The organism is Nocardioides immobilis (assembly GCF_003515065.1).
GTDB classification, from domain to species: Bacteria; Actinomycetota; Actinomycetes; order Propionibacteriales; family Nocardioidaceae; genus Nocardioides; species Nocardioides immobilis.
Genome location: NZ_QXGH01000024.1, coordinates 59,053 through 76,957, shown reverse-complemented (window position 1 = coordinate 76,957; position 17,905 = coordinate 59,053). Strand labels below are relative to the sequence as shown.

Here is a 17,905-nt window from a genome sequence, read left to right as displayed (position 1 = left end):
CAGGCGTGGAGATCCTCTCGCTGCTCGTCGTGTTCGCGGGTGTCGTCGGCATCATGTTCCTGCTGCTCGGGGGCATCCGGCCGACCACGGCGAAGCCGCGCCTGCGCGACTACCGCATGGCCGACGGACCGACCATCGGCTGGATCACGCCGTTCCTGACGATGCTCGCCGCATCGTCGCTGCTCGAACTCTCGGGCAGCCCCGCCGGCGACGCCGCCACGATCGGGGCAGCGTTCGGCCTGCTCGCATTCTTCTGCTCTCTCGGCGGCAGCGGAGTTAGGTGGTTCGTCGACCTCGCTGGAGGCATCGTCGGTGCGATCGCGACGCTCGCGGTGGCGGGGGCGTACGTCGCGGGCACCGCCTGCGCCCCCTCCAGCCCTGGGACCAGGGTGGTCCAGGTGCTCCTCATGGGCACCCTCTTCGTCTGGGCCGGCCTCCACACCATGTTCCTCCGGCCGGAGCAGCTCCCCAAGGTCGGGCTGGCGGCGTTCGGAGCGATCGAGGTCGTGGTCTTCCTGGCGTCACCCCTCGGCGTCGAGCTCACCGGGTGGGGACAGATCGTCTCCATGGTGGCTGCGATGCTGCTCGGTGCCCTCGCCGGCGCGGCACCGGAGATCGTCACCGTCCTCGCCGTTCCGGCCGCGGCGCTCGCGCTGATCGGCACCTCGACGGTCGTGGGCAACGCCTGCACGCTGCCCGGCGTCACCGCCGGCCTGACGATGCTCGTCGGCTTCAGTGCGGCGTACTTCCTCCTGACGCTGCTGGCCTCCCCGTTCCGTCGCGACAGGCCCTGAGCCGATCCGCCCGGCCGATCGGGAAATCACCCCGCCGGCGGATGTACTCCTCGGCGAGGCTGGTCGGTCCGTTACGGGAGGTGGAGGACTGATGGACGATAGAGAGCTGCGCGCGTGGCGGGTGGTCCGCGATGCCGCAGACGCAGACGCGCTCGCGCACCTGAACGCCGCTGATCCGGCGTTGGAGGCGAGCCTGCGCGCCGCGCTGCTGGCGACCAACCGGCAGGCTGGGCTGGTCGGGCTGGTCCAGATCCACCAGCAGCGGCGTTCCCAGACGGCCGATCCGGAGTGGAAGGCCGCGCACGCAGCCGCGATCGCGCACTACGAACGCGAGCGGGCGAACGCCTCCACCGCCGCACGCGCGCTCATGCTCGCCGCGCGAACCACCCGCGACGGCGGAGCCCTCGCGCCCGCACTGGTCCTGCTCGCCGAGCACATCGGAGGTCCGGGCGGGGTCGCGCACTGGGTTCTCCTCGACGCGCTCCGAATCTTCCGTGCACTCGACCTGAACGACGGCGGCTGGGTGGTCGTGCGCCGACTGCTGGCGTTCCACGAGCGGCAGCACGACACGCGCTGGGATCTCTACCGCCGCGGCATCCTCACCCACCGGGAGGCGATCGGCGAGATCTGGTCGCTGATCGCCGACCTGTGGCACGTCGCCCCCGGCGACCTCGAGAAGCAGTCGGTCCGCGTCACAGTGGGTCGCCGGGTCGAGGCTGCGGTCGAGCGCTGTGACTTCGAAGAGCTCTACGACGCGTGGTTGTGGCACGCGCACGTCGCGCACGAGCCGCCGTCGCCGTACCTTGAGGCGGAGTTTGCGCTCGCCCAGATGCGAGTGGTGGAGCGGCTCATCCTCCCGTAGCGATCGGAACCAGTTCCGCGAAAGTGGCCCGCGGGCGGCTCCACCTTCGCCACGATACGTCCGTGGACGTGCTCCTGATCGACGACAAGGACGGCGAGGAGGCCCTGCTCGCGCGCGAGTGGGCCGACGCCGATGTCCGAGTCCTGCATTCCGACGACCTGACCGACCTCGAGGTGATGATGGCCGGCGGCCAGCCCGAGGGGTGGCCGGACGGCCCGTACGACGTGGCGGCCGCGGTGGTCGACCTCGACCTCGGCAATCGCGGCCCCGGACCGGCCGGTGGCATCGTCGCCACCCATCGGATCAGTGCCTGGCTCCGGGACGTACGGCGCTCCGCGCCCATCATCCTCCGCACGGCGGACGTCGACGACGACCGCAGCCTGGCCGCCGTCCTTGCCGCGGAGGTCGCCGAGGGACCACTGCCGCTGTGGGGCAAGACGTCCGCAGATGCCGCCAGTCTGCTCAGCTTCATCCGCGCGTCCGTCGAGGGCACCGTCGAACCAGGCCGGTGCGGCGCCTCGATCGTGCACCCCGTCCGCTTCATCAGGGAGGAACGCGGCGATCAGCTCCTCGGCAATTTCCTGTACGACGGCCCGCGTTCCGACGTGTGGGAGCGACTGCGCGACGGGTTCGACCCGGAGACAGCCGTCCTTTCCACCGGGGTGAAGAAGCACAACAAGTTCTGGGACCACCAGAAGGGCCTCATCGCGGCGATCCTGTACCTTCGCGACCAGGGATCGCCCCTGCACACCATCGGCGGAAAGGTCGTCAGGATTCGCGACATCGAGCGCGACATCGACCTCGCCGTCCTCCACAGCATCAACGTGGCGATCTACGCCGTGGAGAAGTTGCCCGACTCGGCTGAGGCGGCCCGAAGGGACGCTCTCCGCCTGCTCGAGGCGAACCGGGCGGCGTACCAGGAGTGGCTCGAAGGAGAGGGCACACGGCGGCCGTACCAGAACCGCAACAACGACCAGGGCGACTTCTGGGGGACGTTCGGCCGTGTCCTCGGTCACCCGGAGGTCGTCGAACTCTTCCGCCACTGAGCACGGGGACATTTCCCCGCCGCAGGCAGCGTGGACACGGCACCCTCGGTGCAGCCATGGACACCGATGCCCGGATCCGGATGTGCGGGCCCGACGCCGGGCCCGCACCGCGTCGCGGCGCGCTGGTGGTCGAGGTGCCGTGCGGTGATCTTTCCGGCGCCCTCACCGAGAACGCGCATCCCGTGACCATCAGGCCCGACTGGACGGTCGACATCGGTCACGAGCTCGAGGTCGAGCGGGTCGCCGCAGCGCTGGGCGCGGCACCCTCGTGCCTGCACCTCATCACCGACGTAGTCCCGCTGCTGCGGGCCTTCGTGCAACTGGAGCGCCGCCGGGCGCTCCCAGTGCTGCGGCGCCGGACCGCCACGAACCAGTGGTCGCTCGCCGACTGCTCGTGCGCACCCGATGAGCTCGGGCATACCGCACCGCACTTGCACGACGATGTCGCCGCGGCAGTGGAGCACTCGCGCGACCCGCATCACCTGGCCACGACCTGGGCCTGCGACGAACGGCTGCTGCGTCCGCTGCTGGCCGCCGCGGTCACGGCGTACGGCGGTCACTCCCGAGCGCCGCGTGGCGCCGCCGACGGAGTGCTGCTCGAGGACGACGGTGCCCAGATCCTCTGGGACACCGGGCTCCATCCCGGCTGGGCGGTGGCCGCGCACCGACACTTCAAGCTCCCGAGCCGGTCCGTTCCCGCGGCGTTCTTCACTGGCGTCGCGTTCCTGCGTCCGCCTGATGCCTACGTCAACGCGATGGTGGCCGCTTCGGGCGATCCGGACGTGTGGGCGTGGGCGGTCTGGTCGCTCAGGGCCGAGGACTACCGCACCACCAGCGCCCGCGCGGACCTGCTGCGCGCGGGGGTGCCGGTCACAGCCCTCCGCACAGCCCTCGACATCGGCTACACGACCGACGAGATGAGGGCCCTCTCCCTCCACTCCGACCGGTCGCTCCGGGCCTCCGTGGACGCCTTCGCGGCGTGGGCGCGGATCGGCTGCCGACCCGGCGTGGAGGACCTTGCCTGGGGAGTCGGCCGCGTCCTCGCAGATGACCGGCTGGTGCCGGATCTGGCCGCCCTCGACTCGCTCCTCGGCTCCTTGCCCGCGGGCTGCACGCCATCGCGCACCTCGGCCGGCCTGGTCCTGGCCGTCGCTGCCGACGTCGGGGTCGCCCGCGACCTCCTCATCCGAGGGATCCGCACCCCGACCGATGCGTTTGACCAACTCGAGGACCACAGGCTCAAACTCAGAGCCCGCTGCGTCGCCGATCCACACACGCCGTGGTGAGGCTGCAGGAGGGGTTGACGATGCAATCGACCTGGACCCGCCGGGGAGAGCAACAAGCGGCGGCACCCCTGCTCACTGCAGCGACCAGGTCCCTTGCGGTACGCGCGACGAGCACGAGGTCGTCCTGGTCGAACTCAGCCACATTGAAGAGGACCGTGAACTCGACCTCCACGACACCGGTGCCGCTGACATCTGTCACCATCCCGACGCGCGGGTCGTCGCGATGACGTACGAAGTCGCCGTACCGAAACCTGGCCATTCGGCGCACCTCATCTCTACGGTGTGCAACGGCCCAGTCTCTTGCGGTCTACCACCGGACAGCATGTGAAATTTGGTCCGGCCACGGGCTGATCCACCCGCGTGAAAGCGTGCCCGTGACCAGCCCTAGAGAAGGAGCCGCGGCGACGTCGAGGTCAGACGCTCCCCAGGTGAAGTACGACAGCTCCTTCAAGATGCGGCAGAACCCTCTGGACTTCGAACGCACCGACACGGAGACAGACGAGCAGGTCTCCAGCATGCTGACGGAGGCCGTGCTGCAGCGCGTGCCGATCTGCTTGACCGGAGAGCAGAGGGCGTTGCCCTTCGCATCGAACTGAACGTCCACGCGGTCACGGTCACTCGACTCGGCCCGATTGTGGAGCACGAGTCCTCCGGCAGGGTCCTCCAGACCGAAACGCCAAGAATGGTGACGTTCCTGGCGCGCCTCCGCGTCGACCATCCAAGGGCCACCCGGGTCACCTACAAGGAGTTCGAGGAACGGATCGACTGAGGGCTCAGCCCGGTCAGCACGCCATCAGTCGAGCCGGCACTCGATGCGGGTCGCCCAGGCGGGTGTGGGGGGAAGCTGATCGCCTTCGCGGCCGAGGAGGGCGACGATGACGGTGCTGCCGATGGGGGGCTGGCGGGGCCAGGGGGTGTAGCCGTCGGTGAAGACGACGACGACCTCGGGCCGGGGCCGCTCGGCGTCGGCGGCGGCGAGGCCGACGCGGAGATCGGTGCCGCCGCCGCCGGCGAGCTTGGCGTCGCGGGCGCGGCGTACCTGCTGCACGGTGTGGACGGCGGCGTCGCAGGAGTAGACGGTGACGTCGCCGCCGGCGACGTCGAGGGCGAGCAGGGCACCGTCGACCTCGCCGAGCGCGCGGGCGAGCAGCTGGTCGTCGACGCTGCCGGAGGTGTCGATGACCATCGCGACTCGCGGCACCGGGCGGCGCATCCCGGGCAGGACGATGCCCTTGACGCTGCTGGAGCGCCGGGAGGGACGCGTGTAGGTGTAATCGCCGCGGCCGGCGGGCCAGCCGACGGCGCGGCGCACGGCCTGCGCGAGGAGCGGCTCCCACGCGATCCTCGGCTCGAGGATGTGCTGCGCCCAACGCCACGCGTCTCCCGGAGCCCGGCAGCGGCGCTTCGCGCCGTCGAGGTAGTCGATCGCAACCCGACGCCGGATCTCGCGGACGTCCGGGTGGTCCAGGCCGGCCTCGGCGTCGGGCGGCAGTTCGTTGCTGCGAGGGACGCCGTCGGCGCCGCTGCCGCAGCCGTCGTCAGGCCCGAGCTCACCACCGCCGGTCCCGTCGGAGGGAGGGAGCCGCGAGAGCACGGCGTAGTACTCCTCGCTCGTGAGCCCAGGGGCGAGCCGGAGCGACAATACATTCGGCAGCGCCTCAGGCGCGAGCCGGTCGGGCCCGAGAGTGGCGCTGACCGTGACGTCGGTAGCATCCCGCCAGAAGCGCGCTGTCGTGGCGTCGACGTGGATGCTGCGCGCACGATCGGCATGGTCGCCGAGGAGGTGCCACACCAGGTGCACCAGCTCGCGGCCGACGTCCGGGACCGAGGTGGCGTCGTACCACCCCGGATTGACGTAGAGCCGCCACCGCTCGTCGACCGTCATCGTGCGAACCTCGCCGGAGGCGACCGGCACCAGGGCATACAGCGCGGTCGCGAGGTAGGGCAGGTCGCGTGGCGCATCGTTGCCGCGAACACTCGCGGCGGGCGGCTCGCTGATCAACCAGAGCTTGGCCGCGGACAGCTTCGTCAGGTCCATGACGTCGCCGTCAGGCGCCCGGGAGCAGGCCAGCGAGGGCGAGCGCCGGGGCGAACACCTTGATCTCGGGCGGCACCGCCGCACCGCCCGGACGCAGGCCGTCCCGAAGCAGCGCTCGTACGGCGGGCACGGCCGGGTCGAGACCCACCGTCTCCCCCGCTTTGGCGGCGAGCCGGACCGCGTCGGTCCACCGCTCGACCGAGCTGTTGCGTGCGACGGCGGCAAGCACGCCCTGCAGGGTCACGTAGACCCGGTCCGGGCGCATTCCCGCGAAGGCCGCCCCTGCCACATCGGCGAGCAGGTCCTCGGGGTCGGGCAGGTCGAGCGAGCTCACCCAGCTGAGGAACTCGTGCGCGACCGCCTCGCCGATGCAGCCGGTGATGAGCAGTCGGCGTACGTCCTTCGGCGCGCTGACGGCCTGGGCGTAGGCCGAGAGCCGGGCCGCGTGGTCCCAGGTCCGCGGCGTCGGGAACGCCCGCCCCCGGGCGGCCGCGTCGCTCGGGATGGCGGAGAGCTGGGACTCGCGGGCGCGGAGGAATCCCGACACCAGGACCAGCTCTGCGTCGGTCCGCGTCCCGAGGTCGACCGGCGGCTCGTAGACCGGCAGGGTCGGCCACGCACCGGTGACCAGTCCCTCGGCGTAGACCTCCAGCGGGAGGCTCCACTCCACGTGCACGAAGCGCGAGGCTGTCGGCGCCGCGAGCTCCCAGCCGGCGGTCGCGACATCCGCCGGGTTGGCGGCCGCGACGAAGGACACGGTGTCGGGCAGCTTGAGCGACCCGACCTCGTAGTGCGTGAGCGGCCGCAGCGCCGCGGCCTGGAGCGACGGCGACGCCGTCGAGAACTCGTCGAAGAACGCGATCGCAGGTCCGTCCACTGCCGCCAGCCGCTTGGCCCACGACGGCGGCGCCAGATCCACCGAGCCGTCCGGAGTCACGACAGGAAGCCCGGCGAAGTCCGAGGGCTCGTAGTGGCTGATGATCAGTGACTCGACGTGCCAGCCTTGGCCCGCGGCGGACTCGATCACCGCAGTCTTGCCCTCACCCGGGTTGCCCCACAGCAGCACCGGGATCCGCGCGCTCACGCAGATCCCGACAACCTGCAACGCGTGCTCGTAGTCGGTCCTGTTCCTGATGGCCATCCAGTGGTTCCTTCTCTCTTTTCGAATCGCTCGTTGCTCAGGACGCGACCAGGTCGGTCGCGGCGCGGAGCCCGCGCGCGAGCAGGCGCTCGACCTCCGGCACCGACCCGGCGATGGCCAGGACGACACCGAGGTCGGTGCGCGGCACCTCGGCACCCAGGCGCGCCGCGATCTCGCACACGCGGTCGATCGCCGGGCCCGACGGTCGGTAGTCGGAGCCCAGTCCGTGCTCGTCCAGCAACCGGAAGTGCTCCACGCTCGGCAGCGTGCGGGCCTCGGCCCACATGGCCAGGTCGCGGGCGGCTGCTCGCGGGGTGCGACCTGTCTGCGCGGCCAGGTCGAGCGCGGCCTGCGCGGGGACGGTCCGCTCGACCAGAGCAAGGACCTGACGGCGCGACAGCCCGAGCTCGAGCCAGGCACCGACCGCGTCGAGGCTCGCGCCCGCCTCAGGCGTCAGCCAGGCGAGCCACGCGGCGATCGACGGGTCCGGATTGCTCGCCACGGTGCGCCGGAGCCAGTCGAGGTCGACACCGGCGTAGGCAGCACCGAGGTAGTACGAGGCGGGGAGCGGCTCCGTCACTCCGGTCGCGCACGTCGCCAGCGCCGCGATGTCGTCCGGGTGGAGGCCGGCCTCCCACAACTGCTCCACACCGAGCGGCTCCCGCACGAGGCGGCGCACGGTCTCGGCCCGCGGGGGGACCGCGTCGAAGGGTCCCCATACCGTCTCGACCGCGGCCAGGACCTCGGTGAGCTGGCGGCGCTGGACGTCGTACTGGCGCGTGAGGTGAGCGATCGAGCGGAGGTGTCCCGCCGCCGCGCCCGCGTCAGGAAAGGTCCCGGCGCTGCACCGGCACGACCGAGCCGTCGCCACGTGCCACCGAACCCGCTCCCCCACCGGGCCGCTGTGGTCCCGGGTGCGTCGCACGGGTGACGGGGTCCGCCGGAGCAGCACCCCCAGTGCACTGCGCACAGCCGGGACGACTCGGTCGACCAGATCGAGGCAGGAGGTGAAACCACCGAAGGCAGCGGCGATCCGCTCGGCCTCGAGATCGTGCGGCGTACGCACCGACCAATCAGGGTTGATGGTGACGTCGTGCGGCTTGCCCCGGGAGGCAGTACGGCGGGTCCGACACTCGATCGCGAACACCAGCGGCCTCCCGTCCGGGGCCGGCCCAACCTCCCCCACCAGCACGCGGAGCAGACTGCCAGCAACCGCCGACGCTTCGCCGGGAGAATTCCCCCACCGGCTCGTCGCACCCCCACGTCGGGACGACTGACGGCAGCGGGGAAATATCCCGTAGCGATCCAGGCGCCGATGCGAGACAGTTCTCAGCCGACCCCTCACCAGATGGAGCACCGCCCAGTCATGTCGTAGCCCTCACCTTTCGGCCACCTCGCACACGTCGCAGGAGACGTGTGTCCGCAGGTCGAAAGGAAGCAGAGATGAACGACATCACGTACACCCAGGCGGTCGCCCGCACCCTCGCGGGGCGTCTCCACCGGTCCGGTACGGCGTACCGCTGCCGGTGCGGCCAGTGCCGCCACCTCATCCTCACCTCGGCGAGGCGCTCGGGGATCGCGCCGGAACGCCTGCTCTCCGCGCTCCCGCCGGAGCGCCCGGCCCGGCGCGAGGAGCGCCGGGCGCGGCGGCGGTCGATGACCGCGCCCATCGCGAGCACGATGACAGTGCTGCAGGGCGGGCGCCAGCTCAGCGGGCCTGCCGCGGTGCTCCGGATCGTCGGCGCCGAGTAGCCAGCGGGGCCGGCTCGGACACGCTCCGGGCCGGCCGGCTCAGTCCTGCTGGGCGAGGCGCTCCGCAGCGAAGGCGCGCAGGCCGGTGTAGCCGTAGAGGCATGCGGTCCCCTGGTCGATGTCGTCGTCCCACGTCGCCGCCGGCATCGCGAGCAACCTTCGGCGGGGGCGTGGCTGCTGTACCAGGCCGGGTTCTCGAACTGCCGGGCGACGCCCGAGCCGCGTTTCATCTGCACCGGCCGTGGCGATCCAGTGCGCGGCTTCGACCACGCACTCGGGAGCGCGTGTTGCACGAGCCCGCTCGCGATGGTCAACGTGTCGCCCGAGGCACGGACCTCGTCGATCACCAGGACGTTCCGGTCGTCGGGCCAGGTGCGCTGGTCCCAGGAGCGAATCGGTCGCACGCGAGGTCGCAACTCAGGCTGTTGTCGCGCGAAGACGCTCTCGAGTCGACATCAGGCGAGAGCAGAGCTCGTCGGGTGTGAGCACGGTCATGGTCGGGTCTGGCTGGCCTCGACTGTGTGTGAGCTCGGCATCGCCGGTCGCGGTCAGCGCGACCGCGAACCGCCGGTTGCCCGCGAGTGCCGCGTAGGCCCGGTCCAGAAGGCCTTGGTACTGCCGACCGAGGCGCGGGTAGGCCCGGCCCGCCCACCACAACGTCTGAGTGTCGACCCAGGTTGAGCGACGGCCACGGCTCTTGGCCCGCGACCCGACGAGCGAGTAGATCTCGGCCTGCTCGTCGGGGTCGCCGAACTTGAACGCCTGGAGCAGCGCCTCCATCGAGGCACACTCCACCCCGTCGAGCTCGAACCGGTGCGGCGCGAAGTTGGAGAGCAAGCCCACTGGGGAGGGCGCCTTGCTCCATATGTCGAGCGTCGGCGTCATCGGGATCGGTCCCAGACACCGGAAGCCGGCTCGCGCAGCCAGTCCACGACGCGCGGCCAGCTATCGAGGGTGACGACGGACCGCGGCGGCACGTCGATCGGGACCGGGTTGGCCCCCAACCCGCCGGTGAAAAGGATACGTCGGTCGACCGATGCCAGGTGATTGAGGACGTCGAGCCGGTCGTCGATGAAATGTGTAATCCCGAGGCGTTCGCAGACAGGGTGCTTGTCGGGTCGCTTGCGCACGAACTGCACCGCGGCCGGGGAGATCCCCTCGGGTCCGACCAACCCCCGTTGCCCCAGCCACTTCCTGGTCAGGTCGGCGATCTTCGGGCCTGCCTTGGACACTATGAACACGCGATGCCCGAACAGGTCGAGAAGCTCGCGGACCGCCTCCTCGCAGCCCTCGACCGCAGGCGTCTCCATCGGTCGATTGCCGAAGAACGATGTGTCCTCCCCCTCTGCGACACGGTCGACAAGGGCACCGCCAACGTCGATCCCGAGCGTGGGCGGTCGCCGGCGTACTCCCCCCTGCATCGCATCCTCCTGGTAGGTATGGCGACACACTGACGGCTCGGCGACGCCAGCGCCAAGGAAATTGGCCGTCAGTCGCGGTCGCCGCGCCGCTGCCGGCAGGGCTGCGCCCGCCATCATGGGCCGGCTCAAGGACGCCGTCGGCCGCATGGCTGTCCAACACGCTGACCACATGCCTCACATCGAGGTAGGAGCTGCCTCACACCGCGCGGACATATGCAGAAACACCGCCGTACGCACCGCTTCGCAGGTGCTGGTGAGCGCAACGCTTGCTGACATTGTGCTGACATCGGCCCTCTATAACGACCAGAGGCGGCCCCCGGATATCTCCGGAAACCGCCTCTGACCTGCTACTTCACTTTCCACTATCGCCCACCACGTTCCCGCATCAGAGGCGGTTTTCTGAAAACCGGATCTGAAGCGGGGAACATTCAGGGAACAAGGAGCGGCCAGGTCTGGCCGCTCCTGTCCTGCATTTCGGGTCGCTGGCTGAGGTGCGGCGAGCCCTCGATACTTCTACCGATTGATGCTTGCGGTATCAGCGACGTCAGCTGCGGATCGGCTTCCGGCGACCTCAAGTCCCCTCCTGCGGCCGTACCGAGTCGAGCCACCGCTGAGGAACATCGGCGGTACGAGCGACGCGGACGGTCACCTCCGCGCGCAGGTCGGATCCCTTGATGATCGCCCGAGCGACTGGAAGGCGCCCAAGGCCGTCCACGTAGGCCACCAGGTCGACGATCTGGTCGCTGATCGCTTTGGACATGACCCCGACCCGCTGCCCGTCGAGCCGAACCTCAACCTGCCGCACCGCTGCGCCGGTCTTCCGGGGCTCGTCGACCACATGCAGTGTCGCTGCCACGTTGCGCGGGTCCGAGCCGAGGGAGAACCTCCGCAGGACGTCCATGTGATTCTCCTCCCCACTGATCTGCGCCGCCTTCCCCCAAGGCAGCAACACATGAGGCTCGTCGGGGAGATCGTTGAACGGGGTGATGCCGGCAACATCCGGGATCCTGACGGTGACGCTGCCGGTGGGGATCCTGCGGGACTCGCCGTCGTCGTTCCACTCCTCGTGGTAACCAATCCAGACCCGCGCGGGAACCTGAAGGTAGGTACCGGGGTCGAAGGTTGACAGCCGCTCGAAGTAGATTCCCGCAACCGTCTTCGGCAGGTGCCCCACCAGGTGACGCCCGTTGATCCACACCGCGACAGCAGACGAGTCGTATGGGTTCTCAGGATCGGGAAGGATCGCGGCGACCGGGTCGACCAGCTCGACACCCCACTCCGGAATCGAGCCGTGTCCGTCCTCAGCGGCCAGTGCGTTGAACGACTCCAGGTGGAACGATTCGCCGACGATCGCTTGCGCCTTCAGGTCCTCAGACCACGGCGCGACCCCCCGGCCGCCCGGAGCGCCGGCGGGCTTCTTCGCGGAGGGAGACCGCTCACGGCTCTGGAGCCTGTCGCGGAGAGCGCCGAGCGACCGCCGAGCGTTCGGATCAGATCCTCTGGTGTCTGCCTGCGCCATCGGCGCAGTCCGTTCGGTCCACTGCAGACCGTCCCACCAGCGCCACTGCGTGGGGTTGTGCGGGTCAGGGTGCCAGGCAGGCGGGGGGTTACTCACAGGTGTCCCTCCATGGGTCGGTGTCAGTCGATCTCTTCGAGAACTCGGAGCGGGTGGTGCAACTCGGACAGGTGTAGCCCCGCGCAGTGCCAGGCGGAGCAAGTACTGCCGCGGTCACTCCGGAGGCCCGATCGCGTCTTGAGCTCCTCGACAACGTGACCCTCCGGTTCGCACCGCCTTCGCGCGATGGGTGACGGATTCTTCATCACGCCGCTCAACGCGACAGCCTCTCTGCCGACGCGCCAGGAAAGTAGAGGCGCAGGTACTCGCGCAGGTGCGGGTCGACTGCGTAGACATACGTCCCGCGAATCCCGCGGGTGAGCAGCACGCTGTAGATGTTCTGGACGTACTCGAGGAGGTCGGCGTCACTCAGTTTCTGACCTGGGTTGTTCTGCTTCCCCTTCTTGTCGTAATAGTGCTCGCGATCGAACTTTAGGCTGGCGCTGACCGGGTCGTAGCGCAGATCCCGACCGATGATCACCCCGGCGTAGTTGAGGTCGTAGCCCTGGATCGTGTGGATCGAACCGACCTCGTCGACCGACTTCGGGGAATCCACCCAATCGACGACCCTGCTGTTCCACTGGAGCTCGATGTTGGGGAAGACGATGTCGGCTCGCAGACTGTCCTTCTTGCTCTCCCATGACCAGGCGTAGCCGGCCAGGAGGCGGGCCAGGCCCTCGTCTGCGTTGCGGCTCTTGATGGCGCTAATCATCTGGCCAATGTCGTCGAAGAAGCGAACGTCGTACTCGCCGAAATCAATGGGCCGTGTCGGCGGAGCTGGACTCAGGATCCGTCTCACGTAGTCGACGTAGTCCTCGCCGGCACGCACGCGCATCTGCGAGGTGAGGCGATGCAGGCGCCCTTGGGACAGCGCCTCGGAGCACACTTCCGCGAGCATCGACGCGTCGAGATCAGCCGGACGGACGCGTTGTTTGACGTCCACCAGTAGCACCTGCTGATGGCTCAGTTCCTTGATCCAGTCGAGTTGTGTGTGTTCGGGACCGTCGCTCCCGAAGAGCTTGACGTTGATCTCAGCGAACTCACGATTCTTCTGCGCTGACGTCTGGTTCGCCCGCTGGTTGAGCCGGTGGGTCTCGTCGACGACCAGGAGATCCCAGGGACGCTCGCTCTTCCCGACGTCGAACGGCGACAGGACCATGTCCGCTGTCAGCCCCGGCGTCTTTGCGAAGACAGCCTGGATGGACTTGCGGAGCGATTGCTGCGGGACGACGAGACCGATCCGCAATCCTTCGAGTGTTGCGGCGTTCTCGGGCGTGAACGTCCCCGACAAGTAGGTCTCCGAATCGAACGGCTCGCCGTCCCAACTTCCGATGTCACGGAGCATCTTGACGAGGAAGATCGCGACCACCGTCTTGCCGGTCCCGGGTCCACCCTCGATCACCGTGCCGCTGCCGGGAGCACCTCGAAGGTCCGCCAGCAATCCCTGAACAATCGAGACGACCGCATCACCTTGCTGCTCAGTCAGCGACTTGAACGGCGACAGTTTGAAGAGGTCAGAGTTCTCGATCTCCTCGATCGTCGCCTCGAAGAGGCCGTCGGCACGTAGGTGCTCGAAGATCTCGCGGAATCGCTTGCGGTAGCGCTCTCGCTGGAAGTAGCTGCCATCCACCACGCCGGCGTTGCCATTGAGGACCTGCCTCCCGTCCCCGTGGAACAACTGGATCAGATACGACTCGAGATCCAGGCACGCAGACTTGTTGAAGGTGTCATCGATGATGACCCTGGCTTCCACCAGTTGTGACTTCTTGCGCTGATCAAGGTGCTGGCGCAGACGGCCGCCCGCGTCGAGCGACTCGCCGACGTACACCTCGTTGTGGTTGTTCAGTGTGTACACAACCGGCCAGTCGCGATGCTGATGGTTGCGCTGTCCCCAAACGCCGACCGCGGCCTGGTTGAACTGCAGTCGGTCAATCCGGAAGTCGGTCATACTTCGAGCTCCGACCGTGGGCCTTATCGACGGGGTACTTCTGTTTCGTCGACTCCAGTTTCGCAAGGACAATCTCGTCCGGATCGAGTCCGAGCTTGTTGGCCAACAACAGGCAGTAGGTGAGGACGTCGGCCAGTTCGTCGCGAACATCGTCCTGGGCAGCTTGATCCGACCATTGGAAGCACTCGAGCAGCTCAGCGGATTCGATGACTATCGACCGCGCAAGGCTGGCGGGCGTGTGGAACTGGTCCCAGTCGCGTTCACTGACGAACTCTCTCAATGCGGAGAGCACTGACTCGTCGACCACACGGTCACCCTAGTGCCGATGCCCCGCACCCATCGCCGAAACCAGACCCTCCGCGCCATCTCAGCTTCCTCAATCACCACACCCCGTGACGACCACTGACGACTTCCGCACCCGACCCCCAGCCACCATCACGACCGCCTTCAAACCGAGCGGCACGCATGCTACGAAGGTCCGTAGATCGGTCCGCCCGCCTGGGCGGGCCGAGCGTCATTTCAAGGCTAGTTGACGAGTAGTGACGGGCGGTGTCTCGGGCAATGCACGGTGGGGTCAAGTTCTACCGCGGCTCGGCGGCCGCGGCCCGCTCCTACGTGGAAGCGGACCGTTCCCGGGTGGACGACTACTACCTCGCCGAAGGCACCGGGGTTGCGACCAGGTACGTCGCCACCGCTCCGCCGGCGGTGGATGGGCACGAGGGCATCGCCGCAGTTCAGAAAGGGGGGACGCTGGACGGCGACGCCTACGAGTGGTGGGTCGCCGGGTATGACACCAAGGGGCAAGCCAAGGGCCGGCTGCGCACAGGCGAGCGTGGTCTGCGGTTCGTCGAGGTCGTGGTTAATGGTCCGAAGACCTGGTCGCTGGCAGCGGCGATGCATCCGGAGATCGCCGCCGCGTACGACGCCGCCCAGGACCGCGCCGCGGTCGAGATCATCGGCTGGCTGACCGAGCACGCCACCACCCGGGTCGGGCCCCGTGACAACCAGGTGCAGGTGCCGGTCGAGAAACTCGAGGCGGCAGTGGTGCGGCACTACACCTCCCGCGCCGGAGACCCGCACCGCCACCTCCACCTGCAGATCAACGCCCGCGTCTTCGCCGCCGGCAAGTGGCGCGGCCTGCACTCGGTCGGCGTGGTGGACAGCATCGAGGCCATCAACGGAATAGGGCACGCTGCCGTCGCCTGCGACCCCGAGTTCCGACAAGCCCTCGCCACCCACGGTTACACCCTCGTCCCCGACACCGGCGAGGTCACCCAGCTCGCGCGGTACTCGGGTGCTTTCAGCGCCCGCGCCGCACAGATCAATCGGAACGTCGACCGATACGACGCCGAATGGCGCGCCGAGCACCCCGGGGAGGAGCCCGGCCCGGCATTGCTACGCGCCTGGGACCGCCGCGCCTGGGCCGAAGCCCGACCCGACAAGGTCGTGCCCAAGGACGGCACCGAGCTCCGCCGCCGCTGGGTCGAGGGACTCGGTGAGCTCGGCTTCACTCCCCCGGCCGGCTCACAGCAACACACCAGTACGGCGATCGGCAGGGTCAACCGGGACGCGGTGGCCGACCTCGTCCTGACTCGGTTGGGTGCACGCCGGTCGAGTTGGAACATCGCCGACATCCGCGGCGAGGTCGAACGGATCATCGCGTCGGTGGACATCGTCGCCACGACCGCGGTACGACGTGAGCTCGCCGAGGACCTGACCGATCGGACCGTCGGGCGATGTGAGCGGTTGCTGGAGCGCGACGACGTACCCGAACACGTGCGTGCATTCACCTCACGTGAGGTGCTCGACGTCGAGGCCGACCTCGTCGCCCGTCTGTTCGCGCGGACCGAGCACCAAGGCGCACCCGATCGGGTCGGCCACGTCATTGCCGGGCGCCGGCTGGACGCTGCCCAGCGGGAGGTTGTCGCCGGGTTGGCCGGGACGCACCGATTGATCGTGATCGAGGGCGCTGCCGGTGCCGGGAAGACCACCACGCTGGCCGCGGCTCGCGAGCTGTTGGAGCGCCGGCACCGGCGGTTGGTCGTGGTCACCCCAACCCTGAAGGCGGCTCGAGTCGCCGAGCAGCAGCTCGGCGCCGACGCGTTCTCAGCAGCGTGGTTGATCCACCAGCACGGGTACCGGTGGAACGACGACGGCGACTGGTCCCGCGTCCAGGCCCAACCCGATGCTCGGGCCCGACTGCTGCCCGGCGACGTACTCCTCGTCGACGAGGCCGGCATGCTCGACCAGGACACCGCCCGCGCCCTGCTCACGATCGCCGACCAAGCCCGCGCGCGGGTCGCGTTCCTCGGCGACCGGCACCAGCTGCCCGCCGTCGGCCGCGGCGGCGTCCTCGACCACGCCGCCCGCTGGGCACGACCCGAGGCCTCACTGACGCTCGAGACCGTGCACCGCTTCGCCGACCCGGAGTACGCCGAACTCAGCCTGCTCATGCGCACCGGCGAACGGAGCGGTGAGGTGTTCGACGCGCTGGTCCGGCGCGGTGAGGTCGTGGTCCACGCCTCCGAGGTCGAGCGGCTCGCGGCACTCACCACCTCGCCCACCACAGGTGAGGAGATCATCATCGCCGACACCCGCGAGCAGGTCAGCGCCGTCAACGCGTCCATTCGGGACCAACGCCTCCTCTCCGGACAGTCGACTCCGACAGGTTCAGTCACGACGGCTGCCGGTGAGCGCCTCGGGCCCGGTGACCGGATCGCCACCCGCCGCAACAACCGAGACCTCGGCGTCGCCAACCGCGACTGCTGGACGGTGACCGGGCTCGACCCCGACGGCAGTCTCCATGTGCAAGGGCGGGCCGGTGACCGAGTGCTGCCTGCGGCGTACGTCCGCGACCATGTCGAGCTCGCCTATGCCACCACCGTCCACGGCGCCCAAGGCGAGACGGTCCGCACAGCTCACCTCGTCGTCGGCGAGACCACCGGCGCCGCTGCGGCGTACGTCGGTATGACCCGCGGCCGCGACCGCAACGTCGCCCACCTGGTCGCCGACAACCTCGACGACGCCCGGTCGCATTGGATCGCGGTCTTCAACCGCGACCGCGCCGACCTCGGCCCCGCTCATGCCCGCGGCCGCGCTCTCGATGACATCGACCGCTATGGCCCCAACGCGCCCCGCCGCCAGCGCCGGCCGGAGCCCTACCGCCCGCTGCAGACCCGGTCCGATCACGGGATCAGCATCTGATCGACGACTTTCGGGGGAATGCCCGTGACCTGCGCAAACACCGCGTACCCCCATCGAATCCGAGCGGCAGGGGGTACGGAAGCGGTGACACTCCCCCGGCATGGTCAGGGCAGCCCAGGCATCGACAGCCACGATCCGCTCGCGACCGATGCGGCCGGATTGATCGCCCCCGGCACCGCGACGGACATAGGTGACCAGGAGACCAGCAAAGGAGTGACCCGTGCAGCCCATCCAGATCCCGGCCGAGTGGAACGACAGCGGCCTGCTCACCTTCGAGGAGTTCTGCGCCCTCATCCGTACCCCGCAGCGCACCGTCCGCGACTGGCGACGACGTGGTGTGGGACCGCGCTGGGCGCGGTTCAACGGCTGCGGCCGGCTCTACATCACCGTCGCCGAAGCCCGCCGCTTCCTACGAAGCGCGACCCCGACCGCCACCAACCGACGCGCTGAGGAGCGACCCCATGTCTAGGAAGAGGGACCTGCCCGTCTACGTCAGCCTCGACGAAGCCGCGGAGATGATGTCGATGTCGACCCGCACCATCCGCCGACGGATCAGCGACGGCACGATCCCGGCGTACCAGTGCGGCCGGCGCGCCATCCGCATCCGCGTCGACGAGCTCGAAGCCGCGCTCCGCCGCATCCCGTCAGCGCGGCGGTGATGAGCCCGCACGGCGCTGCAGTCCGCGCACAAATGACGGCGCACTCGCCCACACCTCGCTACGCAAATCGTAGGTTTGGGTCGGTCGAACGCACACTCGCCAGCGGGGCTGGACATAGCGTGCGCCAGCGAAAGGCAGA

The 17,905-nt window shown here is 69.2% G+C and carries 18 protein-coding genes; 9 read left to right on the top strand and 9 right to left on the bottom strand.

Translation table 11 applies throughout. From position 1 onward, the window contains the following. The first annotated feature begins 5 nt into the window (after positions 1-5). The 4 genes from D0Z08_RS19490 (at position 6) to D0Z08_RS19475 (ending at position 3,988) form a co-directional block, all read left to right on the top strand. The gene (locus tag D0Z08_RS19490) at positions 6-794 is read left to right on the top strand and encodes a hypothetical protein (RefSeq protein WP_118926929.1); all 789 of its coding nucleotides are present in this window, start codon (positions 6-8) and stop codon (positions 792-794) included. A 91-nt stretch (positions 795-885) separates the two neighbouring features. Then, positions 886-1,656, top strand: coding sequence for a hypothetical protein (locus D0Z08_RS19485; RefSeq protein WP_147381479.1), 771 nt, complete (start codon positions 886-888; stop codon positions 1,654-1,656). A gap of 62 nt (positions 1,657-1,718) precedes the next feature. Next, complete coding sequence (locus D0Z08_RS19480; RefSeq protein WP_118926927.1) at positions 1,719-2,702, top strand: hypothetical protein; 984 nt, start codon at positions 1,719-1,721, stop codon at positions 2,700-2,702. 56 nt (positions 2,703-2,758) lie between these two features. Beyond that, positions 2,759-3,988 (top strand): hypothetical protein, encoded by a 1,230-nt coding sequence (locus D0Z08_RS19475; protein WP_118926926.1) that lies wholly within the window; start codon positions 2,759-2,761, stop codon positions 3,986-3,988. Here D0Z08_RS19475 and D0Z08_RS19470 read toward each other — a convergent pair. Then, positions 3,948-4,247, bottom strand: a complete 300-nt coding sequence (locus D0Z08_RS19470; protein WP_118926925.1) for a hypothetical protein — start codon at positions 4,245-4,247, stop codon at positions 3,948-3,950. The two genes, D0Z08_RS19475 and D0Z08_RS19470, sit on opposite strands and share 41 nt — an antisense overlap. Positions 4,248-4,416: 169 nt before the next feature. Between D0Z08_RS19470 and D0Z08_RS32235 the strand changes: the two genes are divergently transcribed. Then, complete coding sequence (locus tag D0Z08_RS32235; RefSeq protein WP_182481393.1) at positions 4,417-4,584, top strand: hypothetical protein; 168 nt, start codon at positions 4,417-4,419, stop codon at positions 4,582-4,584. Between the two features lie 197 nt (positions 4,585-4,781). Here D0Z08_RS32235 and D0Z08_RS19465 read toward each other — a convergent pair whose 3' ends face one another. From D0Z08_RS19465 to D0Z08_RS19455, 3 genes are read right to left on the bottom strand one after another with little or no spacing between them, the layout of a single operon-like run. Further along, complete coding sequence (locus D0Z08_RS19465; RefSeq protein WP_118926924.1) at positions 4,782-6,026, bottom strand: vWA domain-containing protein; 1,245 nt, start codon at positions 6,024-6,026, stop codon at positions 4,782-4,784. A 10-nt stretch (positions 6,027-6,036) separates the two neighbouring features. Beyond that, entirely contained in the window at positions 6,037-7,167 is a 1,131-nt protein-coding gene (locus D0Z08_RS19460; protein ID WP_118926923.1) for a MoxR family ATPase, read from the bottom strand. A gap of 37 nt (positions 7,168-7,204) precedes the next feature. Further along, on the bottom strand, positions 7,205-8,314 hold the full coding sequence (locus D0Z08_RS19455) for a hypothetical protein (RefSeq protein WP_118926922.1): 1,110 nt from the start codon (positions 8,312-8,314) through the stop codon (positions 7,205-7,207). A 296-nt stretch (positions 8,315-8,610) separates the two neighbouring features. Between D0Z08_RS19455 and D0Z08_RS19450 the strand changes: the two genes are divergently transcribed. Next, positions 8,611-8,919, top strand: coding sequence for a hypothetical protein (locus D0Z08_RS19450; RefSeq protein WP_118926921.1), 309 nt, complete (start codon positions 8,611-8,613; stop codon positions 8,917-8,919). Between the two features lie 417 nt (positions 8,920-9,336). On the opposite strand, the gene D0Z08_RS19445 is transcribed toward D0Z08_RS19450, so the two are convergent. The 5 genes from D0Z08_RS19445 to D0Z08_RS19425 all read right to left on the bottom strand — a co-directional run bounded on the left by D0Z08_RS19445 (position 9,337) and on the right by D0Z08_RS19425 (position 14,210). Beyond that, positions 9,337-9,762, bottom strand: coding sequence for an NADAR family protein (locus D0Z08_RS19445; RefSeq protein ID WP_220454263.1), 426 nt, complete (start codon positions 9,760-9,762; stop codon positions 9,337-9,339). Positions 9,763-9,800: 38 nt separating this feature from the next. Next, positions 9,801-10,457, bottom strand: a complete 657-nt coding sequence (locus D0Z08_RS19440) for an acetate and sugar kinases/Hsc70/actin family protein (protein ID WP_220454262.1) — start codon at positions 10,455-10,457, stop codon at positions 9,801-9,803. A gap of 454 nt (positions 10,458-10,911) precedes the next feature. Next, on the bottom strand, positions 10,912-11,955 hold the full coding sequence (locus D0Z08_RS19435; protein WP_118926919.1) for a DUF2510 domain-containing protein: 1,044 nt from the start codon (positions 11,953-11,955) through the stop codon (positions 10,912-10,914). Positions 11,956-12,169: 214 nt separating this feature from the next. Beyond that, the gene (locus D0Z08_RS19430) at positions 12,170-13,903 is read right to left on the bottom strand and encodes a DUF2075 domain-containing protein (protein WP_118926918.1); all 1,734 of its coding nucleotides are present in this window, start codon (positions 13,901-13,903) and stop codon (positions 12,170-12,172) included. Continuing rightward, entirely contained in the window at positions 13,884-14,210 is a 327-nt protein-coding gene (locus D0Z08_RS19425; protein ID WP_118926917.1) for a nucleotide pyrophosphohydrolase, read from the bottom strand. Before D0Z08_RS19425 ends, D0Z08_RS19430 begins: the two co-directional genes overlap by 20 nt. A gap of 242 nt (positions 14,211-14,452) precedes the next feature. Here D0Z08_RS19425 and mobF point away from each other — a divergent pair, with 242 nt between their 5' ends. From mobF to D0Z08_RS19410, 3 genes are all read left to right on the top strand, one after another. Continuing rightward, complete coding sequence (mobF, locus tag D0Z08_RS19420) at positions 14,453-17,107, top strand: MobF family relaxase (protein WP_245994143.1); 2,655 nt, start codon at positions 14,453-14,455, stop codon at positions 17,105-17,107. Positions 17,108-17,327: 220 nt separating this feature from the next. Then, positions 17,328-17,576 (top strand): PLC family EF-hand domain-containing protein, encoded by a 249-nt coding sequence (locus tag D0Z08_RS19415; RefSeq protein WP_118926915.1) that lies wholly within the window; start codon positions 17,328-17,330, stop codon positions 17,574-17,576. After that, a complete protein-coding gene (locus D0Z08_RS19410; protein WP_118926914.1) occupies positions 17,569-17,766 on the top strand; it encodes a helix-turn-helix domain-containing protein in 198 nt (65 codons plus the stop codon). Before D0Z08_RS19415 ends, D0Z08_RS19410 begins: the two co-directional genes overlap by 8 nt. The last annotated feature ends 139 nt before the right edge of the window (positions 17,767-17,905 follow it).